The organism is Marinomonas phycocola (assembly GCF_047525455.1).
GTDB lineage: Bacteria > Pseudomonadota > Gammaproteobacteria > Pseudomonadales > Marinomonadaceae > Marinomonas.
Map to the genome: position 1 here is coordinate 72,648 of NZ_JBLIXL010000003.1, position 26,968 is coordinate 99,615.

Consider the following 26,968-nt stretch of genomic DNA (forward strand, 5'->3'; position numbering starts at 1 on the left):
TTATCGAATTTAGGCTATGGCCTGATAATTGCTTTATATAAATCAATGAGATAATTAAGTTGATTATGTCAAAAATATGAGATAGTTATTATAAAAATCATGAATAGTGTGAATAAATAAAAAGTGATGTGCCGTGTAGGCGCGAGCCTGATGCAGTCATACAAAAGAGGGCTAAGAGGTATGGAAATAAACTGGAAAGATTACGATTCAAATAATTTTTTTGATGAACTAATTACTGAAGAAAAGTCACCTAGAGTACCGTCTGAAAAGTTAGTTAATTATTTATCTTCATTAGATGTTGAAGAGTTAGAAAAAAGAAGACTCATGGCGGAAGCCACGATTCAAGAGATGGGAGTGAGTTTTACTGTTTATACGGAAGAAGGCAATATAGACAGAGCGTGGCCTTTTGACATTATTCCTAGAACTATCTCTGCCGCTGAATGGAAAATAGCAGAGGCCGGTTTAAAACAACGTTTGAAAGCGTTAAACCTTTTTATTAATGATTTATATCATGATCAGAATGTTATTAAAGATGGCATCATTCCTGAGTACATCATCAAAGATTCTAAAAACTTCAGACCCGAATGTGTTGGTATTTCGCCTCCTTTTGGTGTTTGGGCTCATGTTTGCGGTACAGATTTGGTGCGTGCAGGTGATGGTAAGTTTTATGTCTTAGAAGATAATCTTCGAGTGCCTTCGGGTGTGTCATACATGCTTGAGAATAGAGCGATTACCAAGCGTGTTTTACCTGAGTTGTTTGAAAACGACAACATTTTACCGGTTGATGACTACACGTCTAAATTGTTTGATATGTTGGCAGCGCTTTCTCCTCGTGATATTGAGGTACCTGAAATTGTCGTCCTAACTCCTGGGATTTTTAACTCTGCGTATTTTGAACATGCTTTTTTAGCGCAACAAATGGGTGCAGAGTTGGTCGAAGGCAGTGATTTATTTGTCGGTGATGATGATTGTGTTTACATGAAGGCCATTGCAGGTCCGGAGCGAGTAGATGTGATTTATCGTCGTATTGACGATTTGTTTATTGATCCTGAAGCATTTGATCCTAATTCTGTTTTGGGTGTTCCTGGTTTGATGAGAGCGTGGCAAAAAGGCAATGTTGCTTTAGCAAATGCTCCTGGCGCTGGTGTAGCGGACGATAAAGTGGTGTACGCCTATGTCCCAGAAATCATTAAGTACTACCTTGATGAAGAACCTATTCTTGCCAATGTAGAAACTTTTTTATGTGAAGATCCTGAACAACAAGAATACGTTTTAGCGAACTTGGATAAGTTGGTTGTTAAACCCGCTAATGAATCAGGTGGTTATGGCATGTTGGTCGGGCCACATTCAACGAAGAAAGAGCAAGCCTTGTTTGCTGATTTGATAAAATCAAATCCAAGAAATTACATTGCACAACCGACATTGAAGCTATCAACCTCACCTACTTTAATAGGTAAGGGGCAAATTGAGCCAAGACATTTAGACCTCAGGCCTTTTATTTTGCAAAGCAAAGATACCTATGTAACAACGGGAGGCTTAACGCGTGTTGCTATGAGAAAAGGTTCTCTAGTTGTGAACTCATCTCAAGGTGGTGGTAGTAAAGACACTTGGATTGTTGATTTGGAGGCTGAATAATATGTTGTCTAGAGTAGCTGAACGTATTTATTGGAGCGCACGTTACATAGAGCGTGTAGAAAATATTGCTCGCTTAGTCAGCGTGTATGACAACATGCTGTATGACTTACCGAAAGGCGTGGATATTAGCTGGTACAACCTAGTTAAAATTAACAGTAATACAGAACTTTTTCATGAACGTTATAAAGTTCAAGATGAAAAAAATGTACTGAAGTTTATGTTAGAGGATGATACGAACCCAAGTTCAATCCTATCCTCATTAAAAATGCTTCGTGAGAACATTCGAACAACGCGGGATGTTGTGCCACAAGAAACGTGGGAGTTGATTAACGAACTTGATATATACGCCCGAAATAATATTAAGAAAGGCATTAATCGATCTGAGCGTCACAGTTTTCTAAATAATATTATTGAAGGCTGCCAAACCATTAACGGTTTGTTAGCAGGAACCATGAGTCGTGATGCTACATGGCAATTTGTCCTTTTAGGACGCAATGTCGAACGTGCTGACATGACAACTCGAGTGTTAGATGCCGCTGTCTCATTAATGCTACAGCCAAGAGACGAGCAAAGCTTGGCGCTCGGTCAAGTGCTTTGGTCAAAAGTCTTGAAATCTCAAGGAGCATATTTAAATTATCGTCGTACTGTTAGAACGTCTATTAGTGGCGCTAAGGTTGTAAAATTCCTATTAAACGATCCTTATTTTCCTCGTACTGTTAGTTTTTGCTTTAATGAAATGCTAACAGCGGTAAATAAACTTCCTCATGGAGAGCAAGTGTTAGAAACCGTTACCATGTTGAAAAAGTTGGATTTCGCAATCACAAGTTCAGATGACTTGGATATTAAATTCCGTGATTATTTGAATGAAGTACAAATAGGTATCATTCAGCTTAGTGGAAGCATTGCTGAAAGTTGGTTTTCATTTGATAAAGGAGAAGCCGCGTGACCATTCGTGTAGCTCTACAGCACAAGACAGAGTACAAGTTTGATCGCCACGTAAATGTGTTTCCTCATATTTTACGTCTGCGTCCTGCACCACACTCTCGCACATACATTCATAGCTACTCATTGAAAGTAACGCCTGAAGACCACTTTTTAAACTGGCAGCAAGACCCATTTGGTAATTTTCAGTCTCGACTTGTTTTTCCAGAAAAAACGGATAAGTTAACCTTTGAAGTCGAAGTAATTGCTGATATGACTGTCATTAATCCATTTGACTTCTTTGTTGAAAAGTATGCGGAGTCCTATCCTTTTGATTACGATAAGCAATTACAGAAAGAACTAGAGCCTTATCTTAAAGTGACGGAATCCGGAGCGCTCCTAGACAAATATCTTGAGGGCGTTTCAAGAGAAGAAATTCCTATTAATGATTTTTTGGTTGCTGTTAATACAAAGTTATCCCAAGACATTGGTTATGGAATTCGATTAGAGCCAGGTGTTCAGACATGTGAAGAGACATTAGAACTTCGCAAGGGTTCTTGTCGTGATACCGCATGGCTATTAATTCAAATTTTTAGGCATTGTGGATTGGCGGCCCGTTTTGCTTCTGGCTACTTAGTTCAATTAACGTCTGATGTTAAAGCGTTAGACGGCCCTTCTGGACCAGAAGAAGATTTCACAGATTTGCATGCATGGTGTGAAGTATTTTTGCCAGGTGCGGGTTGGGTGGGCCTTGATCCAACATCCGGTTTATTTGCTGGTGAAGGACATATTCCACTGGCTTGTACTCCAGAGCCTATTTCTGCCGCACCGATTACTGGCTTCACAGAGAAATGCGAAACAGAATTTAGTTATTCTAATGTTGTTACTCGTATCCTAGAAGACCCTCGTGTAACCAAACCGTATTCCGATGGCGATTGGTTAGACATCAAGGCATTAGGGAACGCAGTTGATGAAGAATTAGAAGAAGGTGATGTTCGTTTAACTATGGGAGGCGAGCCAACGTTTGTTTCCATAGATGATATGGATTCAGCTCAATGGAATACAGAGGCGCTTGGTAAGGATAAACTCAGGCTGGCAAAAGATTTGCTTTTAAGGCTGAAAAAACGTTTCGCACCTGAAGGGATGTTGCATTACGGGCAAGGTAAATGGTATCCGGGAGAAGAAGTGCCACGTTGGGCTTTGGGTTGTTTCTGGCGTTTAGACGATAAACCTTTATGGCACAATACAGACCTGTTAGCGCGTGTAGATAAAGACTATAAACACGATGCTGTAGACGCCAAACGTTTTGGTAACGCATTGTGTGACATATTAAAATTGGATAATGCTTATTTAAAGCCTGCTTATGAAGACACATTGCATTACCTTTGGATGGAGCAATCTTTACCTGAAAATGTAGATCCGACAAAAGCAGATTTAAGTGACAGCCTCGACCGTCGTAGATTAGCAAAATTGCTTACTCGCGGTTTGAATACACCAACAGGCTTTATTTTGCCATTACAGTGGCTTGAAGTGGGCTCGGGTTGGGAAAGCTCTGATTGGCCAATGAGAAAAGATGTTATAACGCTCATTCCTGGGGATTCTCCGGTAGGCTATCGTTTACCGTTAAACTCACTGCCTGCTGTGACGGAAGAAGAGATTAAGCCTGAACGAGACCCATTTGAATCCCGCCAACCTTTAGCTTCTATGGTTCCTCCTGCTCGAGACCCTAGAACGATGATGTCTTCTTTAAGAAAATCTGCTGCCCCTGTTGATGTGAATGAAATTAAAGAGGCAAAAGAAAAATCTTATAAAGGCGTGATTCGAACGGCATTATGTATTGAGCCACGTGAAGGCAAATTGCATGTATTCTTACCTCCGGTGCAAAAATTAGAACATTATGTTGAGCTATTGCATGCTCTTGAAACCGTTGCCGCTAAGCTATCGTTACCTCTAATCATTGAAGGGTACGAGCCACCAAAAGACGCGCGTTTACAGCGTTTCCAAATTACCCCTGATCCGGGTGTGATTGAGGTAAATATTCATCCTGCGTCAAATTGGGATGATATGGTTCATAACACTGAGTTGCTTTATGAAGAGGCAAGACAGTGCCGTTTGGGTACTGAGAAGTTTATGATTGATGGTCGTCATACAGGCACTGGGGGTGGTAATCACATCACTCTTGGTGGATTGACGCCAAATGACAGCCCTATTTTAAGAAAACCCGATTTGTTAAGAAGTTTAGTTACTTTCTGGCAGCATCATCCTGGTCTTTCGTATCTTTTCTCTGGCATGTTCATTGGTCCAACCAGTCAAGCACCACGACCAGATGAAGGCCGTGACGAAATGATGTATGAGATGGAAATTGCGTTTGAAAAAATGCCTGATGGATTTGTTGATGAACCTTGGCTTGCTGATCGCCTTATGCGTAACCTACTCATCGACATCACGGGGAATACACATCGTTCTGAATTTTGTATTGATAAGCTGTATGCTGCAGGTACATCGAGTGGCCGTCAGGGGTTACTTGAATTCCGTGGATTCGAAATGCCACCTCATCCAAGAATGTCACTGGTACAAATCTTATTATTAAGATGTCTGGTTGCCCGCTTTTGGAAGGCGCCGTATAAGAAACCTTTAGTTCGATGGGGCACATCTTTACACGATAAATTTATGCTGCCTCACTTTGTGTGGAATGACATAAAAGAAGTTGTAAAAGACTTACAGCAGCATGGTTACCCATTCAAATTGGAATGGTTGGCAGCGTTTGAGGAATTCCGTTTCCCTCATTATGGACGCTTGAAAGTTGATGATATTGAACTTGAGCTACGTTGGGCGATAGAGCCATGGCATGTTCTTGGTGAAGAAATCTCAATGACTGGAACCTCTCGTTATGTGGATTCATCGGTTGAACGTTTACAAGTTAAATTGACCGGATTGACAGAAGGGCGTCATGTTCTTGCGTGTAATGGTCGTCGTGTCCCAATCAAATCGACGGGCAAACATGGTGAGTTTGTGGGGGCTGTACGCTATAAAGCATGGGCGCCACCTTCAGCGTTACACCCCACGTTGGGGATAGACACGCCATTGGTATTTGATGTAATTGATACTTGGAACGGCATGTCTATTGGAGGATGTACCTATCACATATCTCATCCTGGTGGTCGTAGCTATGAAACATTACCTGTGAATGCAAATGAAGCCGAAGCGCGAAGAGTGAATCGTTTCTGGGATAATGGCTTTACCCAAGGCCGTTTTGATGCACCGGATGAATTTGAAGCGATAAGGCATTTTTATCCTAATGAAAAGGCATCAAAACCGATGGCTCCACCACCAGAAGAACCGGCAGGTGAATATCCTTATACACTTGATCTCAGGAAACGGTATAATGCGCTTTAATTTATTATTGAGCAAAACCATCTAAATGCCAGTTATGCAAACACAATCACAAATAAACTCTCTTTCGGAGTCAATGGAATGTAAATCGGAATTGTCATGGTACCCTCGACCAGAGGGGACCTATGACGAAGCGTTTACAGAAGACCGAATTGCACGCCCACATTGGCAAAGTCTTGTTGAGAGTATCGCTTCACTTGGAACGGATGGGCTAAGCGATCGAGAGCGTCGAGCTCTGAGAATTCTTAGGGACGATGGTGCGACTTACAATCTAGCCGCAGAACCGATGTCTCCGAAGGTGTGGGGGTTAGACCCTATACCTTCAATTATTAATGATAAAGACTGGAAAAAAATTGAATCGTCTTTGATTGAAAGATCAACGTTGTTTGATCTTATTCTAAAAGACATTTATGGCCCTCGTCACTTGATTAAGCAAGGGGTTATTCCTCCTGAAGTTATTTACGGTCATCCAGGTTTTTTAAGAGCCTGCCAGAGTATTGATGTTCCCGGTAATCATAATCTTTTATTACATGCCGCTGATATGGTGCGTTCTCAAGATGGGAATTTTTGTATTATTGGTGATCGTACTCAAGCGCCAAGCGGTGCTGGTTATGCACTGGAAAACAGAACCGTTTTGTCGAGAGTGATGCCGAGTATTTTTCGTGATAGTCAAGTACATCGTTTGGCGTACTTTTTTCAGGCTTTACGTAATATGTTGTCTAAGTTGGTTGAAGATAAAACCGATAATCCGCGCATTGTGGTTATGACAGAAGGAGCTTACAGCAATTCCTATTTTGAACAAGCGTTACTGGCCAATTACTTAGGTTACTCTCTTGTTCAAGGAAGTGATTTAACCGTACGTAATGGACACGTCTGTATAAAATCATTACAAGGTTTAGAAAAAGTCGATGTTATTTTACGGCGAGTAGACGATGCTTTTTGTGATCAAGCCGAACTGCGTTCAGATTCTTATCTTGGGGTGCCAGGCATATTAGAAGTGATTCGCTCTGGGAATGTCATCATGGCGAATCCATTGGGTTCTGGAATACTTGAGACGCCTGCATTATTAAAATACCTACCGAAAATTAGTCAATATTTCTTTGGGCATGATTTATCCATTGAATCCGTTCAGACGTGGTGGTGTGGTGATGAACAGGATTTGCAGTTCGTGAAAGATAATCTTCATGATTTAATTATTAAACCTGCAATAAGAACGGCGTCATCCCCTAGTGTATATGGTAGGCAACTGTCTGCAATTGATCGTGAGCAACTGCTTGAACGTATTAAAACTGCGCCACATAGATATACGGCTCAAAGCTATTTGGCGGCATCTCATACACCAGCGTGGCAAAACGAAGGTATTTGTTCAAGACCGACGATACTACGTACTTTTACTGTATCAAATGACACTGGCTATCAAGTGATGTCAGGTGGTTTGACGCGAGTTTGTGCTGTTGAAAACGACACAATCGTAACAAACTTTAATGGATCTAAGAGTAAAGATACGTGGGTTATGTCTAAGGAATCTGAAAATGATTTGACCTTAATGCATAGATACGACCTTCCTCAAGGAATTCAGCACTCCAACTTACCAAGTCGCGTTGTTGAAAATTTATTTTGGATGGGGCGTTACTCAGAACGTGCTGAAATGACAATGCGTTTGTTAAGAACGGTCTTTGCTCAAATGAACGGTGTGAACTCTTTACCTAAAGACTGCCGAGATGTTTTATTCAAAGCATTGTCAGTACAAACAAGTTGTATTCCTGGGTTCTGTGAAGAGTCGGAGATCTTATTAAACAACCCTGAATCAGAGCTTGTTGCAATGGTGACCGACGGATCTCGTATGGGGTCGGTTAAATCAAACTTATTGGCTTTATTAACCTGTACGGAAGAAATAAAAGAAATGCTTTCGGCAGATACTCGCAAGATTATAAATAACCTTAGGGATTATCTATTTGAATTGGATCGAGCTTATGTCAATGGTTTACCTGAAGCACCTGAAGAGTCGTTGGATAATTTAGTAACCTGTTTATTAGCGCTGTCAGGACTTAATCATGAAAGCATGTTACGCGGAATTGATTGGAAGTTTCAAGAAATTGGAAGAAGAACTGAAAGAGCGATTCAAACCGCGACGTTATTGAGGTCTACATTAACTCTGTCTCTCTCTCAATTGAATCAGCAACAAGTGCTTGAATCCGTTCTATTGAGTGTCGAAGCCTTAATTTCGTTTAGAAGGCGATATCGTACTCAGGTCGAAGTGGAATACGGCCTTGATTTACTTATGCTTGATGAAACAAACCCAAGGTCTCTTTTTTACCAAATAGAGCAATTACGCATATTAGTAAGTGAGTTGCCTAGAAGTGAAACGTCATTAAGAGAGATGAGCGCAGAGATTCGTTTGATTATTCAATCATTGAGCGACATACAGTTAGCTGATTTAGAAAAACTATCAGAAGTGGATTCGATTACGAACCAGAGAGAAAGTTTAAATAAATTAATGATGGAGCTTCAAGAGCGTCTAGAAACTTTTACGTCAAAGATTAGTGATAAGTATTTTGATCATAAAGCAAGTGGGCCTCAGAAGCTTGTCAGTACTGAATGGAATAACGATGTATGATGTACCGCGTTCGACATATCACAGAATATAAATACGTTAGCCCTGTTTCGTTGTGTTATAACGTGGCGCACCTGATGCCACGGGATACACAGTTACAAACGTGTTTAAACAGCTCGATAAAAGTGAGACCAGAGCCGATTAGTCAGCAGGAAAGAGTCGATTATTTTGGTAATAAAACATTTTATTTTTCAGTGCAAGATGCGCATAAAACATTAGTTATAGATGTTGTTAGCGAGATAAATATAACTGCAAGCATTGTGTTGCCTGATTTGACTCAAGGTCCAACGTGTAAAGAATATCTCGACTTGATTAGCGCGTCTAAAGATCCAGATTTTCTGGAGGCAAGAGAGTTTCTATTAGATTCCCCAATGATACGCTCATCCAAATCTTTAGCGGATTATGCGAGAGAGGTTTTTCAAGATGATGTGCCATTGTTAATTGCATTACGCCAATTTACGTCTAAAATTTTTACCGAGTTTAAGTTTGACCCAAATGTCACGACAGTGGCAACACCGTTAGATCAGGTATTAAAATTAAAAGGGGGAGTCTGTCAAGATTTTGCTCATCTTGCGATTGGATGTTTGAGATCGTTAGGATTTCCAACGCGTTATATGAGTGGTTATTTGGAAACACTCCCTCCTCCAGGAGTAGAAAAACTCATTGGAGCGGATGCTTCTCATGCATGGTTTTCTGTATTTTTGCCTAATCTTGGATGGGTCGAGTTTGATCCAACCAATGATGTTATGCCAACAACGCAGCATCTTGTTACCGCATGGGGGAGAGACTATTCTGATGTGACGCCTTTGCAAGGTGTTATTTTTGATGGGGGTGAAGGGCAAACCTTGTCTGTGTCTGTTGATGTTCAACGGATAGGAAGGGTGGGCTAATATTTCTCTCTGTGTGACCTTTTTTACCTTTACTACCTTCCTCATATTAATATCTGGCTCTTACTGTTTCCATGCAATTGCATCTATACGGTAAGAGCGTTTTTTTTTAATCACTGTTTTAGTTGTTCGTATGTCTTTACCCAGCCAAGAATACAAAAAGTGTATTGCTCAAGGAAAAATTACTTTTGATGATAATCAACAAGCCTCTTTGTATGCATTAGATCAGTTATTTAATGAGATCCTTTTTGCTGATGTTCCTCATAGTGAGGATAAGAACCGTGCTGCTTTAACACCTCGAAAACTCGGTATTTACCTGTGGGGGCAGGTTGGTAGAGGAAAAACGTTATTAATGAATCTGTTTTATCAATCACTGCCTAATGGAGTGGGAGCTCGGTTGCATTTTCATCATTTTATGGCAAATCTCCACAAAGCGCTGAATAAAATGACAGGAACTTCAGACCCATTGAAGCAGATTGCAAAAAATATGTCACAGGATGTGAGGGTTATTTGTTTTGATGAATTTTTTGTTTCAGATATTGCCGATGCTATGTTGTTGGGAGGATTGATTGATGCCCTGTTTGACGAAGGTGTTTATTTAGTCGTGACGTCTAATATCCCTATTGAGGACTTATTTCAAAGTCAACTTCAAAAAGAGCGATTTAAACCAACAATTGCTTTGCTCAATCGTAACCTGCACAGTTTTGAACTAAGTGGTGCGGTAGACTTTCGTTATCGGTTGCCGATTGATCAAGCCATTTATTTCACTAAAAAAGACGTATTGCGCGAGAAGATTGTTTTAGCCTTGTTTCAAAATTCAGAAAAACGAGAGCAAGATATTTTTATTCATGGACGAGCCATAAAAACGTTATCCACATCAGAAGACCGTGCTTGGTTTGATTTTTCCAGTTTGTGTGAAGGGCCACGCTCTTCTGATGATTATATGGCGCTAGCAGAGCGTTACAATCATATTGTTGTCTCTGACATCCCTAAATTAAGCAATGAACCTTTTGAGCACATTAAAGCGCGTGGCGTGGAAGACGGTGCGATTGGCTCAGGAGAAACGGGGGCGCGAAAAGTGTATTTGGGTGTAAATGATGATGCGGTAAGGCGTTTTATTAGTTTAGTTGATGAATGCTATGACCAAAGGGTATTAATGTATTTTCATTCAGAGGTTCCTTTAGACGCTTTGTATTGTAGCGGTTCTTTAAAATTTGAATTTAGACGAACATTAAGCCGTATCATGGAAATGCAAACGTCAGCTTACCTATCGATGGTTTAATTCTTATCTGAATTTAAGTATAAAAATGTATGGTCCGCCTCGTTATTGCAAATGATATTTTCGATAACGAGGTTGGTTTGCGCTAATGTATTCGGAGTCGTTATTAGGCTTCGCCTCGCTCCACGATGAGATCCGCGCTAGATTGTCCTCAAAAAGCCCATAGCATTGTCTGCTGTTTTTTATGTCAGGTCTTCAATCTAGTGGTCTGACCGTTCTGTCATCTTCTTTATCATCTGCATCAATGTAGTCATTTTTATTGGTTTTTACGTACGGTTTCACGTATTGAGGAGAAATGAGCTTGACGTCATGACCAAACTTTTGGCATTGACGAGCAAGCCAATGAGAACCGCCACAGGATTCCATAGCTATGGTTGTCGAAGGGGGATTCGCGAGATGTTCGAGTAACTTAGTTCGTGTAAGACGCTTTCGATATTGCTCTCGTCCAGCATGATCGTGAGCAACAATATAAAAAGAAGATTTGCCTAAATCGATTCCAATGACTTTAATATTAAACATGATGGTTCGCCTCTTTGTTTAGCCACCCCCTAAGCATAGCTCAGGGGTGAGGCGGACCATCTAATTAAGCCCTCAGTAATACATGCTGAGGGCAACCAAGAGGGGGGGGCTATCTTTTATTTACACGTTCTCTACGCATTTTTGAAAGGGCACAGTGCGAGCTAATAATTTCCAGCCTTAAAGAACATCGTCTCGCCAGAGCTATCATCTACGCCATCATTATCTGTTAGAGCGTAGGCTTGTCCTGTTTTATCAATAGCAAAGCCTTCTAATTTATCTGTGACAAAACCATTCAATGATGCAAGATCTGGAATAAAATCACGTACCATTTCTTTCGTTACTATTGGTAATGGGCTTCCTAATTTTCCTGGCACCATTTCGCTTTTTGCAACTTTATAAAGGCGTTTGATTTTTGCGGCCTCGCCAATTTGATTGTCACGCTCTACAACGTAAACCCAATCACCGTGAACGGTAATCTCGGATAAACCAACCCAGCCTTTATCTGCGGACTCGGTTGGATAGGTGACGGCACCCCATTCTTTGCTTTTGATATTATATGAAACCAATTTCACCGTATTTTTTGCGTCGTCTTTCCATGAACGTTGAATGGCAATCCATAATGTATCGCCAATACGAGTGATGCCTTCAGAGCCAAAACGTTTTTCAACCGCTAATAATTCGCTCGGGAATGGGATTTCTTTCTTAATTTCTCCTTTTGCATTTACGTTATACAGTGCGTGCGGTACTAAGCGATCGGTACGACCTTCTGATGCGATCCAAAAGCCACCATTACCATCAAGAGTAATGCCTTCTTGGTCAAGCTTTTGTGCAGGAGTGCCATCACGTGTGATAGGGGTTGCTGTGATTATTTTTGCAGGAACCTGATTGCTATCAATAGTAAAAATCTGTGGCTGACTTCTGTAGAAGCTGTCGTTAACCGCATAGAAAATACCCTCTTTTTTATCATCGGCCACCAATCCTGATAAGGCTCCCCAACCTATTGGTTTATCATTTTGCATCACAGATTGAATTTGCGGATAAAGAGAAGGTTGATTTGCTAGTTTATACACCATTACGTGAGCTCTGACACCGCCATCTTGAATCAAATCTGTTTCGTTTGCGCTGACAATCAGGTTTCTGTTGGGAATGGCGATCGCCGACTCTGGAGACAACCCAGAAGGGAGCAACTGGATAAACTCAGGATCACTTCCTGTATCTTTATATACGCCAATAATTGAAGAGCGTTCTGCAAGAATAAATAGGTAAGTGTCATCACCAAACGTAGCGACTTCTAAACCTTCGGGCTCAACACCTTTATTACCAGAGCGTTTTTCTGGGTAATGACCTGCCATAGCGACTCTGTACTCAAAATCCAGTCCAGATTCGTACATAACACGGCCATCTTTGTGGAAAATAGTGAAGCTGCGAGAACCGCCTTCAAAGTCCCCCTCGTTCGCAGTAACAAAGCGGTCATTATCAATCCATTTAACCGAATCTGGCTCGCGTTTTCTATTGAGTTGAACACCATCAAAGGTTAATGCTCTTTCTTCATCGAGGTCAACGTTATACAAATCAACGCTACCAGCAGAAAAATGGTTTAACAGCTTGCCCGTGTCACCATCAACTATCGCAAGATGATTGTTTTCTTGTAGAGTAATGACGATTTCATTATTGTCGTTAATTGCAACAAACTCAGGCTCTGGGTCGCTTGGCGCAACGTCTGCTAAACCTGTTAGACTTACGATTTTTTGATTATCACAATCAAGGGTGTCATTGTTAATCGGTGTGATGATTAAGCCACCTGCAGGATATTGTGGCATGGCGCCATCGTTTAGGTCTTCATCGCGTTCGTTTTCTATGGCGGTGGCAACAAATGACATATCAGGGGAGACGGCTACCGAATCTGGTTGCCCTCCAAGGTCACAGCGAGAGGTGATTTTTTGGTCTTTTAAGCTAACTGCGGCTAAGTACCCTGTTGGTTTTGTATAGCTTTCAGATGTGTTTACTGCGGTAATTGCGTGTGTTTTTGTAACACTAACAGAGGTGGGTTCCCCTTCTAAAGAGACAAAACCTGCTGCTGTTGGTTGATGAGCATTACTGATGTTAATGAAACCAAGTCCACTGAGAGGACTGTCGGTATAAATAATCTTTTGTCCGTCTTTCGACGCGGTAATGATTTCAGCTGATGTTTCCTGATCTACTTTTGTTCCAGTAGGGAGATTATGTGTTGTTGACCAAGAGGCGATTCGCTGAAAGTTATCGGCTTGTGCAAAAGTGGAGACACTCATAGCACTAATTAAAATCGCAAGCTGTTTTTTTGAAAACATATGATTCATTACCCTCAAACTTTATTGTGTTAAAAGAATTAACGATAATGATAGGGGAGTAATATGATGTTTTAATGAATCTGATATGACTTATGCAATCGAAGATGTGGAAGCCAACAGGGAACGTTTAATAAGGCACAGACGTTCTGTTAAAACCAGTGCCTAAGTTGAGAAGTGAAGTCATTGCTATTTTAGTTTATATGCACGCAATGGTGTGGTTTGTTGTTGTAGGTACTCATAGAAGCGCATGACATAACCACATGAAAGAGGTTCATCAACTTGGTTCATTAGTAGGTGGTTTATTGTCTCAACGGAAGGGATACCATTAAAGCTGATAATGTCAAAATTACCTGGCTGAAGTGTGGCAATAAGGTTATTGAAAATGTGTGGGTGTTGATTTGCTAAATCAAGGTTGGTTTCAAAGCTTACATAAGAACTGTCTTCTTGAGGTGTAATATGCATTGTTGCATAGAAGCCATCTTTAATCGCATTCATAGAATAACCAAATGGCTCGAAAACGAAATCATTAATTTCAAAACCAGGAAGAATTTCTTCAAAGTTCATTAATTTTCTAATGGCCTGTGCATTTTGATTTTCACTGCGTAAATATTGAGCAATAGATCCTTGGATATGGTACATCAGAAGCTCATAGGTATAGTCGTTGTCATCGGCAACATAAGGTTTATCAAGATGATATACATAGTTATGATGTGTGTCTAAGTTTCCCAGTTGGTAGGCAACACCTGACATTCTTTTTTGCAGTGAGTCAATGTCTTGTTCAAAAGAAGATTTTTGTAAATGCGATTGGTATTCATTCTTTCGTTGAAAAATCACAGATAGAATTTGCTCTTTTTCAAATTTATCCATAAACGTCTTGACGGATTCCACTAAGGTTGTGGTACCACAAGTTAGCATGACAAAATGATGTTCCCAAACAAATAGGCTCGATTCAGACAGCAAGTAAGCATCACACTTATCATTCGAAATACTTGAAAGTATCGTCGCATTGCATTTCGCGACCATTTCTTCCCAGAATGGCTGCCCAAGAGAGCGAAGAGAAGGTGCGCTCTTTGAAACAACGATTTCTACTTTTTTTTCCGAACCCTCAAAGAACATCAAATCTTTACCCTCAAATTAACTGCGTGCCTGAATGCGTCATTCAAAGATCGGTATTGTAGCGGTAAAAGTAAAAATCTAAAAAGAAAATATAGTAAAAAGATCAAATGCTAGCGATTGAGAAAAACCGATTATGGATAGGAGGTCTTTGTGTCTTTTTATAAAAGCCCTATGTGTTATTCTGTGCAGTTAGATTATTCAACTATTTAGAAGGACGTTATATGATCAGCCCGTTAGGGAAAAGAGAAATAGCAGGGAAAACATCGCGCATTATCTTGCTTGCTTGTTTGGTTTCTGTTGGTATTGGGCAGTCTTTTATTTTTACCTCACTCCCTCCAATTGGTCGTGAAATAGGACTCTCTGATGTTCGAATTAGTAGTATTATCGCGATAGGTGCTATTTTTTTTGTGTTAGGTGCGTTCCTTTGGGGTGGTATTATCACTCGATTAGGTAGAATGAAATCCATCCTTTTTGGTATGTCGTCGTATGCCATTGTCTTGTTTTTGACAGGGTTAGTTCTACAAAAATCGTTGTCTAATGATTTACCTGAAAATGAGGCCTATTACTATTTAATTGTTCTAAGAATTATTTTTGGTTTAGGTATTTCTGGTGTAGTGCCTGCTATCCAAACCTATCTTGTCTTTCATGGTGATTCTAGCAAACGAAGCTCAACAATCGCTTCTATTGGTGCCTCTTTTAGTATTGGCATGATTTTAGGTCCAGCAATGGCTTCCTTTGCAAGTAATATTAGCTTAACCGCTCCCTTCTATTTAATTGGGTTGTGCGCAATTTTACTTGTGGTTTTGGTTTTGGTGTTTGTGATGGATTCTGCCCATGTAAAAGCCCCCGTTAAACCTAAGCCTGTTAATTGGCTAAAGCATCCAGTTCTGCCTTTTTTAGTGATGTCTATGATGGTTATTTTAGGAATAACAGGCATTCAGCAGATCATTGGGTTTTTATTGCAGGATCGTTTTGGCTGGGATGCCGTGCAAACAACTGCACAGCTTGGTTATTCCATGATGGTGATGTCCCTAGTGAGCATCCTTATTCAAATGGCTATAGTGCCTCGTTTTGAAATGGGGCCAGTGAAGCTCATTTATCTTGGTGTTTTCTTTGGTGTCGTTGCTCAACTCAGCTTTATCTTTTTAGAGTCCTATATCGGTGTGATTATCGCAATGGGGTTGTTTGGCGCGTGCTCAGGGTTTTTATTTCCCGGTGTTGTGACATCTCAAACGTTAATAGTTAAAGATGAAGAGCAAAGCCGGCTGGCAAGTATCAATGCGTCTATGCAGGGAGTCGGTGGTGCATCTGGACCAATTCTAATGGCGTCTTTGTATCAAATTAATTCCACAGTTCCTTTTGTTTTTTTAGCTGTGTGTTATCTCGTTCTGATTTTTTCCTTTCTTTACATTAAGTCAAAAATACAGGCGGAAGGGTTTTAAATTAGTTACATAAATGGGGGTTTTCTTTAAAAATTGTTGCCAAAATTTGATCTATTGTGTGAGAATAAAGCGTGTTTCCGATTGGAAACTTATTTTATTATTAGGGAACTCTATCTGCCAAGTACAATTTCATATTGAGTGAGTTTAGTAGTACTAGGGAAGGTAGAACGACGTATATCTATTTTATTTATAGCACGATTAAAGAGAGATCATCATGGCGATTAGTTTATTTGATTTATTTAAAGTGGGTATAGGTCCGTCAAGTTCTCATACCGTGGGGCCAATGATTGCCGCTAATCAGTTTGCTCAGTCTTTATTCGATCTATCAATATTAGAAGATGTTGCACGTATCGAATGTGAACTATATGGCTCTCTTGGTGCGACAGGTAAAGGCCATGGGACAGGAAAAGCCGTATTGATGGGGCTAGAAGGTGAGTTACCAGACAGCATCGATCCGACTCTTATTGAGTCAAGAGTTGAAAAAATTAATACAGATAAAAGCTTACAACTGCTGAGTAAAAAGCACTTCAACTTTGATCCTGATCAAGACTTAATTTTTCATAAAGTTAAGCGGTTGGATTTTCATGCGAATGGTATGACATTACGAGCGTTTAATAATCAAGCCCAGTGTTTATCTGAAAAAACGTATTACTCAGTTGGCGGTGGTTTTATTGTGCAAGAGAATACTCAAGGAGAGCTTGAGCTTACGGAAGATACCACTGAATTACCTTATAAATTTAACAGCGCATCCCAGCTTTTATCTTTGTGTCAAACGTATTCTATGACCATTGCCGATATTATGTTAGAGAATGAAAAAGTCTGGCGCTCTGAAAAAGACATCAAGGAAGGCATTTTAGATATCTGGGCCGTTATGCAAGAGTGTGTTGAAAACGGCAAAAAGAAGGAAGGCATCCTCCCTGGAGGATTAAAAGTAAAGCGCAGAGCCGCTACTTTGTTTTCGGATTTAAGTAATAAAAACAGAATGGACATGATTACGCCATCGCTTGGTGCAATGGATTGGGTTAACTTGTACGCACTTGCTGTGAATGAAGAAAATGCTGGTGGAGGTCGAGTGGTGACAGCCCCGACAAATGGTGCGGCTGGCATTATTCCGGCGGTATTACATTATTATTGGGAGTTTTGCCCTCGTTCAAGTGAGCAAGGAATCATTGATTTTATGTTAACCGCATCCGCAATCGGTATGTTATTTAAGAAAAATGCGTCTATTTCTGGTGCTGAAGTCGGCTGTCAAGGAGAAGTCGGTTCTGCTTGTGCGATGGCCGCTGCTGGATTAGCGGCAGCAACTGGCGGCTCGCCAGAGCAAATTGAGAATGCAGCAGAAATCGGCATGGAGCATAACTTAGGATTAACTTGTGATCCGATAGGTGGATTGGTGCAAGTTCCATGTATTGAAAGAAATGCAATGGCATCTGTTAAAGCGATTAATTCTGCATCCATGGCTTTAAGAGGGGACGGCTCTCACTTTGTTTCGCTTGATAAAGTGATCAAAACAATGAGAGATACTGGGCGTGATATGAATGATAAATACAAAGAAACCTCTAGAGGCGGTTTGGCTGTTAATGTTATTGAGTGTTAATACGCTTACCTATTTATCAAATATCTTTTAGATTTCAAAAGGTAAGGCACTGTAGAGAAGAATTTGCAAAAGTTAGATTTCTCAAGGGTTTTTATATCTGTCTGCTCATAGTAGAATGGCGCCGTTGTTGCAATTTGATGACAAAATTGTAACAGATTTATGAAATTCAAGTGACGATTGGGATGTGTCGTCTTTTATATAGTCGGCTGCCACACTATGACTTGAATACACTTAAACCTAAATATAGTAGAGCCCATATGGACCTTACCAAAAATCAAAAAGCCAATGCACTGCGCGCTGAATTCCCTGATATTGTACGTCTAATGATTGCCGTTGGTTTTGTTTTCGTTGTTGGTTTGTACGCAAGCATAAATGGTGCTCATGTGTCAAACGTCTCCATTCTCGCAATTGCGTCTGCAATTGGCGCTTATATGGCTTTAAATATTGGTGCAAACGACGTAGCGAATAACGTTGGGCCGGCAGTAGGTTCTAAAGCGCTATCTATGACAGGGGCAATACTTATAGCAGCCATATTTGAAGCCGCAGGCGCACTGATTGCTGGCGGTTCTGTTGTTGGTACTATCAAGAAAGGTATCATCAACCCTAATGCCATTGAGGACGCTGAGACGTTTATTTGGATCATGATGGCTGCGTTATTAGCGGGTGCATTATGGCTTAACTTAGCCACATATTTTGGTGCCCCTGTATCAACCACACACTCAATAGTAGGTGGTGTTTTAGGTGCCGGTATCGCAGCTGGCGGATGGGATATTGCCAACTGGGGACAGATGGTTGCTATTGCTGCAAGTTGGATAATTTCTCCGTTGTTTGGTGGTGTGATTGCTGCCTCGTTCTTAATTTATATAAAACGAAACGTCACTTATCAGAGTGATATGATCGCTGCTGCTCAAAAAGTGGTCCCGTTGTTGGTTGCTGTTATGGTTTGGGCTTTCTCAACCTACTTGATTATGAAAGGTCTTAAAAAGTTATGGAAAACCGATATTATTAACGCTGCAATGCTTGGTTTCGGTTTTGCTGTCATTGCTTATTTCTTTGTTCGTCCAATTATTGATAAAGCGGCGAGTGATTTAAAAAATAATAAAGATGCAGTAAACAGTTTGTTTACGGTCCCTTTGATTATTTCTGCTGCTCTGCTCAGTTTTGCCCATGGCGCAAACGATGTCGCAAATGCGATTGGACCATTAGCTGCCATTAATGATGCTTTGATGAGTGGTGGTGTTTCATCTAAAGCCACTATTCCTCTATGGATTATGTTAGTTGGTGGATTAGGTATTGCTTTGGGTTTGGCACTGTATGGCCCTAAATTGATCAAAACAGTCGGTTCAGAAATTACTGAGCTTGATAAAGTCCGTGCATTTTGTATCGCAATGGCAGCAGCGATCACTGTAATCATCGCGTCTCAATTAGGTTTACCCGTTAGTTCTACTCATATTGCTGTAGGTGGTATTTTCGGTGTAGGCTTTTTACGTGAATATGTAAAAGCGTCATACAACAAAAAACTGGCGGTTATAATCTCTCATTCTGAAGATGCAGGTCATGATACAGTACAAACAAATGAGTTTGTGGATCGTTTTAAGTCTTCTTCGCTAGAAGGTAAAAGAGAGCTATTACGTGAGCTGAAAGATTTAGCCTATAATTCACCGATTACAAAGAAAGAGCGTAAAGGTTTGAAGAAAGCGACTAAGCAAGAGTTGGTTAAACGATCTGCTTTGCTGAAAATTGCAGCCGCGTGGATCATTACAGTACCTACATCTGCGCTATTATCTGCTATGCTTTTCTATATGTTACTTGGTTTTAGCGTAAGTAATAGCTAATTTAGCTTATTGTAAGATACGATAATGATAATTTACTAAGCCAGTGCATAACCTACACTGGCTTTTTTTGTATTTTGTAATGAACTCAATATGATGAGTTTGTGCTTTTAAAAAATATGTTTAATTTCTTATCTGTGCCTTATTGAAAATACTGCCTTTTATTAAGTGGCAAGCAGAGCAAAAACAGATTGATCGGGGAAGTGCAAAAGACTATTTGGAAAAAATACGGTATTCTCATGCTTGATCTAAAATTGATTTATTAGCAAGACAAGCTGAGGATTTATTGGAGCTTGATAAAAAGCTCAATCTTTAGAAAAGTACAGCGCAGCATTAGCTGAAGTGGAGCAAATTAATTGATTGGTTTCATGTGATGAACTTATAGAAAGAATGAACAATTCGATTCATTAAGTGGAAAGACAGTTGCATATAAGCCAAAATATTTAGGAGGGTTGATATTGAGATGAGGAAGAGGGTTTCAAGAGCCTCTCCTATAAGTTTATCTCGTATTATTGATTAATGTAATTATTTGGGCATAAAAATTATATGACGACCATTACCATAATTGTTCTGCTAGCACTGTTTGGTGGCTTTATCGGTTTTATTATCATGTTACAAATGAAAGAGCAAGCTCGTCTTGAAAAACTACGAAAGGTCTCACTTCTGAATAACCAAACAAGACAGGTTCGCCGCTATCTTGATGACTTTCCTCCTCAGTATCAACCTAAAGATTTGAGACTCTGGCTTTTCTCATATCTAGTATCCATATTTGATGAGTTATTGTCGCTGCAACCCGATGAGCAATTAAAGCGTCGTCGTGCGAATGTTGCAAAGGAAATGAAAGAGTTTCGTGATAGTAAGAAAAAAAGAAAAGCGAGAGCGGTGAATGATGAGCTTCAGGTAATGGAATTGAAGCGCCTATTTGATTCATTTGATAATTTTTTAACGACGGCTAAAGATCAGAAAAAAATTGATGCAGACTCCTCTTTTAAATATAAATCATTGCTGTCTTTTTTTAGATATAAAGTAAGTTCTGATCACAAAGGGTACTTGGCGAGACAGGCATTTTTAATGAGTAAATTTGATGATGCTATTGAGTTATATAAACAGGCGATTAAAGAGCTAGAACCCATTAAAGATGTTCCCGAAGCCGATGAAGCCAGAAAGAAATTCCAAGGCTATGCTGATGAAATAGAAGCAGATCTTAAGTTACAGCAACAAGAAGGTGCGTTAATAGAAGAAGATGAAGGTGAAGAAGATATGAATGACGAATGGAGTAAGTTTATGGACAACTCCGATTTTGAAAAGAAAAAAACCTTCTGACTTTTTAACTCCAATACTAATATCAAAATCGATAGTAACAGTCTGTTGCTATCGATTTTTGCAATGTAACGCGCTTATAAAGAGGTTATAATGAACGTATCTGTTCTTTCGGTTTTCATACCGACGTTTTTCTTTGTGTCTATTACCCCTGGTATGTGTATGACATTGGCGATGACAATGGGAATGACCATTGGTGTGCGTCGTGCCTTATGGATGATGTTGGGTGAGCTTTGTGGTGTTGGCTTAGTTGCTGTTTCTTCTGCTGTTGGTGTTGCCGCTCTGCTACTGAATTACCCTGATGCGTTTGTTATTTTCAAATACGTAGGTGGCGCTTACCTTGCCTACATAGGCATTCAAATGTGGCGTTCCAAAGGAAAAATGGCAATCCAATCCTCGGAGGGTGAAAAGAAAGGAGCGACGCGTATTGAATTGGCCAGCCAAGGTTTTATGACGGCCATTGCCAACCCTAAAGGATGGGCTTTCTTAGTTGCTTTATTGCCGCCATTTATTTCTTCTGATGCACCTATGTTGGGCCAATTAAGTATTCTGATCCTGATAATTTTATCTCTGGAATTCATTTGTTTATTAATCTATGCAACTGGAGGTAGAACATTGCGAACCTTATTACAACAGAGGGGTAATGTTAAATTGATGAATCGAATTGCTGGGTCATTAATGTTTGGTGTTGGCGTTTGGTTAGCGATGGGTTAATCAAGCTTGATTTCAATCAAAGTAGTGCTCATAACGCTCTGTATTTCACCTCGTTATTTCTTAAAGAGAAGACATGTCATCATTGAATATTAGTAAATCTGACCAAGAATCACTATGTTCTCTTAAGCCAGTTTTTTGGACTAACGGGGCATTTTGTGATCAAAGTTTGCCTATCAATGTTGCTAACACGTCTGAGTTATATGAAGCCGCTGATCGTTTTCTTCGTTTTGCCCCCGTATTGGAGCGCTTATTTCCCGAATTGTCTGAAAGTAATGGGTTGATAGAGTCGCCTTTACTTGAAGTGCCTTTATTAAATAAATTGATTAACTCTCTTGGTGGGTCTTTGTATGTAAAAGCGGATCATGCGTTACCTGTTGCTGGCTCTATTAAGGCTCGCGGTGGTATTCATGAGGTGTTATGTTTTGCTGAAAAATTGGCATTAGATAACGGTTTGGTAAACGGTGTTTTAGATGATTATTCTATTTTCCTTACAGCTGAAGCGCGTGCTATTTTTTCTCAATATACGATAGCCGTGGGAAGTACCGGAAATTTGGGTCTTAGCATTGGTATCGCAGGATCTGCGTTAGGGTTTAAGACCGTTGTGCATATGTCTTCAGATGCGAAAGAGTGGAAAAAAACACGCTTACGTAAACGAGGCGTTAAAGTTGTTGAGCATGACGCGGATTATGGTGTTGCAGTCGAGGCAGGCAGGTCAGAAGCCGAGGCAGATCGATTTAGCTACTTTGTTGATGATGAGCGTTCTTCTCATTTGTTTATGGGCTATGCTGTTGCGGCTTTACGACTTCAGGAGCAACTAAAGCATCAAAATATTCCAGTGGATGAAAAACACCCTTTGTTTGTGTATTTGCCCGCTGGAGTTGGTGGCGCTCCAGGAGGGATTACTTTCGGTTTAAAAACCGTGTTTGGTGATCATGCTCACTGCTTTTTTGCGGAACCAGTCCAAGCACCGTGTATGTTATTGGGGATGGCTGGTGATCTAAATACAGACCCAACTCCAGTTTATGAATATGGCTTAACTATTGATACCGATGCGGATGGGCTGGCTGTAGGGACTGCGTCTCAATGGGTGTGTGATGTGACAAGGCATCTTTTATCTGGGGTTTTTACGGCAACGGATAAACAGCTTTATCAGCATTTACACTCACTTAAATCATTGGAAAATATTGAGGTAGAGCCGTCCGCTGCTATTGGTTGCCAAGGGCCGTTAATGCTGAATAGTCAGGCAGGGCAAGAGTATTTAAAAACGCACAGACTGTTACCATTATTGAGCGACAGTACGCACATTGCTTGGTTAACGGGTGGTTCTTTTGTACCTAAAGAGGAATATCAACGTTATCTAGACAAGGCGGTAATGTTACAAAACGAGTAAAATAAAACGCGTCAGATACAACCTTATACCGCTACAAGGATCTGTAAGAATCTACACTCGTTTCTTTATGAAAGCGTTTTGGACTTGGCTTTTTTAACGGTTCTTTTTGTTGTGCGTTTAGTGAATTTCTTACCCATTCCATTCATGCCTGAAAAGCTAACGTGCTCAACAGAGGCAATTAATGCCGTTAACCCTTCAGTTAAAGGTTTCATAAATTGAGTGTATTTCATTTTTTTCTCACTAATTGCTTCTAACTGAGACTCCCAATGAGCGGTCATGTCGGGTAAGACCATTTGAATAGGTAGACTGTTTATTAGTTGTTTACCGACCTCTGTAGCATGTATTTCTTTGCCTTTTTTAATTAAAAATTGTCTTTTAAATAATAATTCAATAATGCCTGCCCGCGTAGCTTCTGTTCCAAGGCCATCCGTTTCTCTCAGAACTTTTTTGATGTTCGGATCCGTAACGTAGCGAGCAATGCCCGTCATTGCTGACAATAAGGACGCATCAGTAAAATGTTTTGGAGGGCGGGTCATTTTTTCAGCTAGCTTTCCATCGATACAATCTACACGTTCTCCTTTTTTTACATCGGGAAGCTTACGAATAGAAAATTCATTGTCAGTGTCCGATGCGTTTTTTGTAGGGAAAAGCGCTTTCCACCCTTCGGAAGTGACTTCTTTTTGCCTAGATAAGAAAAGCCCTCCAGAAATTTCATGATCAATTTGTTTTTCGGAGTATTCAAATGCAGGGTAAAACTGAACTAGGTATTGCCGCGCGATTAATTCATACACATTTTTTTCGTCTTTTGTTAATCGACTGTGATCCATTGATTTAGCGGTTGGGATGATTGCATGATGTGCACTGACCTTCGAATCGTTCCATGCCTTGCTTATAAGAGGCAATGTTGCCTCAGAAGTGGCTTTTTCTAGCGGTGGGCAAGTAGATTTGATCGCGTTAATAACAGAGTGTTTATCCGCTAAATGCCCTTTGGGTAAATAGCGACACTCTGAACGAGGGTAGGTAATGAGTTTGTGGCGTTCATAGAGTTGTTGGCAAATATCAAGCGTTTGTTGGGCGTTTAAATTAAAACGCTTAGATGCATCTATTTGTAACGTTGACAGATTGTAGGGGAACGGAGGCGCTTGTTTTTTATTATCCGTTTTAACGTTTGTAACGTTTCCTACTTGGGTCGATACTCGACTTAATACTGTCTCTGCAAGCTTTTTAGAGAGGACTCTTCCATCTTCATCCATATAGGGCTCGCATGCCTCGCTCGGTTTCCACTTCGCACTGTATTGTTCTCCTCTTTTAGTTTGGAGGGTAACGAAAACTTCATAGAAAGGCTTTGTTATAAAGCGCTCCACTTCTTGGTCTCTGTGTACGATTAAGCCCAATGTAGGTGTTTGTACTCTGCCAATAGAAAGCACGCCGTGGTAGCCCGATTTCTGTCCTTGTAGAGTGCAAAGTCGAGTCATATTAATGCCATAGAGCCAATCGGCTCTCGCTCTGGCCAGAGCGGATGTGGCTAAGGGGACGAAATCGGTATTATTACGTAGATTATGCAATGATTTTTTAATGGCCGCAGGGTTCATATCACTAATGAGACAGCGTTTTACGGCCTCACGTTTTTTCTTTGATACGCCAGTATAGTTAATGACTTCGTCTACTAGAATTTGCCCTACTCGATCGGGGTCACCCATGTTGACGAGGCTGTCAGCCTGTCTGATTAATTTTTTAATAATAGTAAATTGATTTTTTGTCTGAGGTTTAACCTGATGTTTCCATTTAGTAGGAATAATAGGGAGATGCTCCTTTCTCCATTTTTTGTATTCTGGGTTGTAAGCATCTGGCTCTGCTTGTTCTAACAAATGCCCGATACACCAAGTGACAATGTCGCCGGTTGCGACTTCAATATACCCATCGCCTTTTTTATGAGGTTTGGGTAAAACATCGGCTACGGCTCTACCAACACTGGGCTTTTCAGCAATATATAAAATCATAGTTAAACTTTACTGGTTTTTTATACAGTAAAGTTTAACGGTAAGTGGTGTTTAGCGCCACTCTTTAATTAGTGGATAGGTACGACTAGCACTGGAATTTTACTCTGATGTATTACTTTATTCGCGTTTGATCCAAGCATTATTTGCCCCAGCTTAGAGTGAGTTCGGTTATTCATAATAATAAGGTCGGCTTGGTGTTTCTCCGAAGTGCTCTTAATCACTTCATTTGGTGTGCCTATTGCAACCAGGCAGCGAGGCTTTTTTACCAGTTTCGATAGTGGATCTAGATTGTCATTTAAATACTCCGTTAGTTGTGTCTGCATAATCTCTCTCGTGTCATTGATGGCCTTTTCTCTTATTTTTTGAAAGGTTTCAGGTGGAATGTAGCTCTGAATCATGCCTTCTGTTTGAGGGCTAACTGGGTCAATAACATGCAGTAAAATGACTTCAGCTTGATGTTGTAACGCCATACTCATCACTAGATCCATAGATTCTTGTGTTTTTCCTGCAAGATCGTATGCGTAGATCATTGTGTTTATTTTAGTAATCATTGTACTCTCCTAAATAAAAAGGGTTATGCAGTACTTAAAGATGTCTTATTTAGTGTAGAAGAGTCGATGTTTTTTTATGCTGATGCACATCAAGATATTTGTAGGTATTTTGTATTGATTTTGTAAGATTTTTTCCTGATTATCTATCGCTATCTCATTAACATGGCTCGGAAGAGGAAAATGTCTATGATATGATGTCCGCCTTAATTTAAAACACACTTTTATAAGAGAGTACGGACTATGTCAGAGCTGTCATTCGACACAAACGAAGCAAAAATTGGTTACGGAATTGGTCGTCAAATTGGTGATCAACTAAGTGGTAGTGACCTTGGTGAAATTTCTTTGGAGCACCTTTTTGCTGCAATTGAAGATTCGTTGAATGGTGCTGAGATGCGCGTTCCGGCTGAAGAACTTGAATCCGCGTTTGCTGGTCTTCAAGCTGCAATGGAAGAAAAACAAAAAGCAGCGTCGGAAGGCAATGTTACTGCTGGTTTAGAGTTCCTTGCTGCAAACAAAGAAAAAGAAGGTGTTCAAGTAACTGAAAGTGGTCTTCAATATGTAGTAATTGAAGAAGGTACAGGTGCAACACCAACGACGGCTTCCACTGTTCGAGTTCATTACGAAGGTCGCCTAATTGACGGACAGGTTTTTGATAGCTCTATTGCTCGTGGTGAGCCAATTGAGTTCCCTGTAACGGGTGTTATTGCTGGTTGGACTGAAGCACTACAAATGATGAAAGAAGGTGCTAAATATCGTCTTACTATTCCCGCTGAACTTGCTTACGGTGCTCAAGGCGCTGGTGGTATGATTCAGCCGTTCTCTGTATTGGAATTTGATGTTGAGTTGATCGCTGTTATCTAATTGGAAACGGCTTATATGATCGTTACGTTGTTTATTATTTAGCCTTGTACTCAAGAAGTATTTATATAAAATAAATTATAAGTACGATAATTCAACCATAAAAAGCGGACTCACAGGTCCGCTTTTTATGGTCTATAGCATAGAGAAAACTAGATTTTTCGTGCCATTAATACATGAAAAACCCCCGCTTCTAAAAAGACTTTACCGTCTGTTTTAAAGTCTTGTTTTTCATAAAACGGTTGGGCATCTGCTTGAGCGTGTAAGTGCACCTCTCTGTGCCCCATTTCCCTCGCGACTTGAATGGCTTTGTCTAGAAGCATACTGCCATAACCTTGATGGCGATAACTGGACAATACGGCCATTCTACCAATCTTTCCCTCTGGAGTAAGTCTGGCTACACCCGTTGGTACTGCTGTTGTTCCAAAGGAAACAAAGTGGACAGACGCTTCGTCCAGTTCATCCCACTCATCTTGTTCAGCAATACCTTGCTCAAGAATAAAAACCTGTTTACGTACGAATTGCAACTGAGCTTTGCTGCTTCTCCAATCAGTGGTTAATACTTTCATAAAA

The 26,968-nt window shown here is 40.3% G+C and carries 18 protein-coding genes and 1 pseudogene; 13 read left to right on the plus strand and 6 right to left on the minus strand.

Translation table 11 applies throughout. The features are described 5' to 3' along the window. Positions 1 to 180: 180 nt before the first annotated feature. From ACMUMJ_RS03330 to zapE, 6 genes are all read left to right on the plus strand, one after another. Positions 181 to 1,635, plus strand: coding sequence for a circularly permuted type 2 ATP-grasp protein (locus ACMUMJ_RS03330; RefSeq protein ID WP_414677526.1), 1,455 nt, complete (start codon positions 181 to 183; stop codon positions 1,633 to 1,635). A gap of 1 nt (position 1,636) precedes the next feature. After that, positions 1,637 to 2,581, plus strand: coding sequence for an alpha-E domain-containing protein (locus tag ACMUMJ_RS03335; protein ID WP_414677380.1), 945 nt, complete (start codon positions 1,637 to 1,639; stop codon positions 2,579 to 2,581). Next, positions 2,578 to 5,952, plus strand: coding sequence for a transglutaminase family protein (locus tag ACMUMJ_RS03340; protein WP_414677381.1), 3,375 nt, complete (start codon positions 2,578 to 2,580; stop codon positions 5,950 to 5,952). The genes ACMUMJ_RS03335 and ACMUMJ_RS03340 overlap by 4 nt, the downstream gene beginning before the upstream one ends. A 34-nt stretch (positions 5,953 to 5,986) precedes the next feature. Beyond that, entirely contained in the window at positions 5,987 to 8,566 is a 2,580-nt protein-coding gene (locus tag ACMUMJ_RS03345) for a circularly permuted type 2 ATP-grasp protein (RefSeq protein ID WP_414677382.1), read from the plus strand. Continuing rightward, the gene (locus tag ACMUMJ_RS03350) at positions 8,566 to 9,453 is read left to right on the plus strand and encodes a transglutaminase family protein (protein WP_414677527.1); all 888 of its coding nucleotides are present in this window, start codon (positions 8,566 to 8,568) and stop codon (positions 9,451 to 9,453) included. The genes ACMUMJ_RS03345 and ACMUMJ_RS03350 overlap by 1 nt, the downstream gene beginning before the upstream one ends. 130 nt (positions 9,454 to 9,583) lie before the next feature. Beyond that, positions 9,584 to 10,732 (plus strand): cell division protein ZapE, encoded by a 1,149-nt coding sequence (gene zapE / locus ACMUMJ_RS03355; protein WP_414677383.1) that lies wholly within the window; start codon positions 9,584 to 9,586, stop codon positions 10,730 to 10,732. 231 nt (positions 10,733 to 10,963) lie between these two features. Here the strand turns inward: zapE and ACMUMJ_RS03360 are convergent. The 3 genes and pseudogenes from ACMUMJ_RS03360 to ACMUMJ_RS03370 all read right to left on the minus strand — a co-directional run. After that, positions 10,964 to 11,248 (minus strand): annotated as a pseudogene (locus tag ACMUMJ_RS03360) (IS110-like element ISSpi6 family transposase); the annotation flags it as partial. Positions 11,249 to 11,409: 161 nt separating this feature from the next. Next, complete coding sequence (locus ACMUMJ_RS03365; RefSeq protein ID WP_414677384.1) at positions 11,410 to 13,575, minus strand: esterase-like activity of phytase family protein; 2,166 nt, start codon at positions 13,573 to 13,575, stop codon at positions 11,410 to 11,412. 186 nt (positions 13,576 to 13,761) lie between these two features. Beyond that, a complete protein-coding gene (locus tag ACMUMJ_RS03370; RefSeq protein WP_414677528.1) occupies positions 13,762 to 14,691 on the minus strand; it encodes an adenosylmethionine decarboxylase in 930 nt (309 codons plus the stop codon). 221 nt (positions 14,692 to 14,912) lie between these two features. Here ACMUMJ_RS03370 and ACMUMJ_RS03375 point away from each other — a divergent pair, with 221 nt between their 5' ends. The 6 genes from ACMUMJ_RS03375 to dsdA all read left to right on the plus strand — a co-directional run bounded on the left by ACMUMJ_RS03375 (position 14,913) and on the right by dsdA (position 22,986). Beyond that, positions 14,913 to 16,133, plus strand: coding sequence for an MFS transporter (locus ACMUMJ_RS03375; protein WP_414677385.1), 1,221 nt, complete (start codon positions 14,913 to 14,915; stop codon positions 16,131 to 16,133). Positions 16,134 to 16,347: 214 nt separating this feature from the next. Next, a complete protein-coding gene (locus ACMUMJ_RS03380; protein ID WP_414677386.1) occupies positions 16,348 to 17,730 on the plus strand; it encodes an L-serine ammonia-lyase in 1,383 nt (460 codons plus the stop codon). Positions 17,731 to 17,987: 257 nt separating this feature from the next. Further along, on the plus strand, positions 17,988 to 19,565 hold the full coding sequence (locus tag ACMUMJ_RS03385; protein ID WP_414677387.1) for an inorganic phosphate transporter: 1,578 nt from the start codon (positions 17,988 to 17,990) through the stop codon (positions 19,563 to 19,565). Between the two features lie 543 nt (positions 19,566 to 20,108). After that, positions 20,109 to 20,885: a hypothetical protein gene (locus ACMUMJ_RS03390; RefSeq protein WP_414677388.1), complete on the plus strand. Its 777-nt coding sequence runs from the start codon at positions 20,109 to 20,111 to the stop codon at positions 20,883 to 20,885. A gap of 90 nt (positions 20,886 to 20,975) precedes the next feature. Continuing rightward, on the plus strand, positions 20,976 to 21,596 hold the full coding sequence (locus tag ACMUMJ_RS03395) for a LysE family translocator (protein ID WP_414677389.1): 621 nt from the start codon (positions 20,976 to 20,978) through the stop codon (positions 21,594 to 21,596). 73 nt (positions 21,597 to 21,669) lie between these two features. Beyond that, positions 21,670 to 22,986, plus strand: a complete 1,317-nt coding sequence (dsdA, locus tag ACMUMJ_RS03400) for a D-serine ammonia-lyase (RefSeq protein WP_414677390.1) — start codon at positions 21,670 to 21,672, stop codon at positions 22,984 to 22,986. 65 nt (positions 22,987 to 23,051) lie between these two features. Here the strand turns inward: dsdA and ACMUMJ_RS03405 are convergent, their stop codons facing one another. Together ACMUMJ_RS03405 and ACMUMJ_RS03410 are read right to left on the minus strand one after the other, a co-directional pair. Further along, on the minus strand, positions 23,052 to 24,986 hold the full coding sequence (locus tag ACMUMJ_RS03405) for a DNA topoisomerase III (protein WP_414677391.1): 1,935 nt from the start codon (positions 24,984 to 24,986) through the stop codon (positions 23,052 to 23,054). A 68-nt stretch (positions 24,987 to 25,054) separates the two neighbouring features. Further along, positions 25,055 to 25,537 (minus strand): universal stress protein, encoded by a 483-nt coding sequence (locus ACMUMJ_RS03410; protein WP_414677392.1) that lies wholly within the window; start codon positions 25,535 to 25,537, stop codon positions 25,055 to 25,057. A 240-nt stretch (positions 25,538 to 25,777) separates the two neighbouring features. On the opposite strand from ACMUMJ_RS03410, the gene ACMUMJ_RS03415 reads away from it, so the two are divergent. Continuing rightward, the gene (locus tag ACMUMJ_RS03415; protein WP_414677393.1) at positions 25,778 to 26,398 is read left to right on the plus strand and encodes an FKBP-type peptidyl-prolyl cis-trans isomerase; all 621 of its coding nucleotides are present in this window, start codon (positions 25,778 to 25,780) and stop codon (positions 26,396 to 26,398) included. 149 nt (positions 26,399 to 26,547) lie between these two features. On the opposite strand, the gene ACMUMJ_RS03420 is transcribed toward ACMUMJ_RS03415, so the two are convergent. Then, positions 26,548 to 26,964 (minus strand): GNAT family N-acetyltransferase, encoded by a 417-nt coding sequence (locus tag ACMUMJ_RS03420; RefSeq protein ID WP_414677394.1) that lies wholly within the window; start codon positions 26,962 to 26,964, stop codon positions 26,548 to 26,550. Positions 26,965 to 26,968 lie beyond the last annotated feature (4 nt).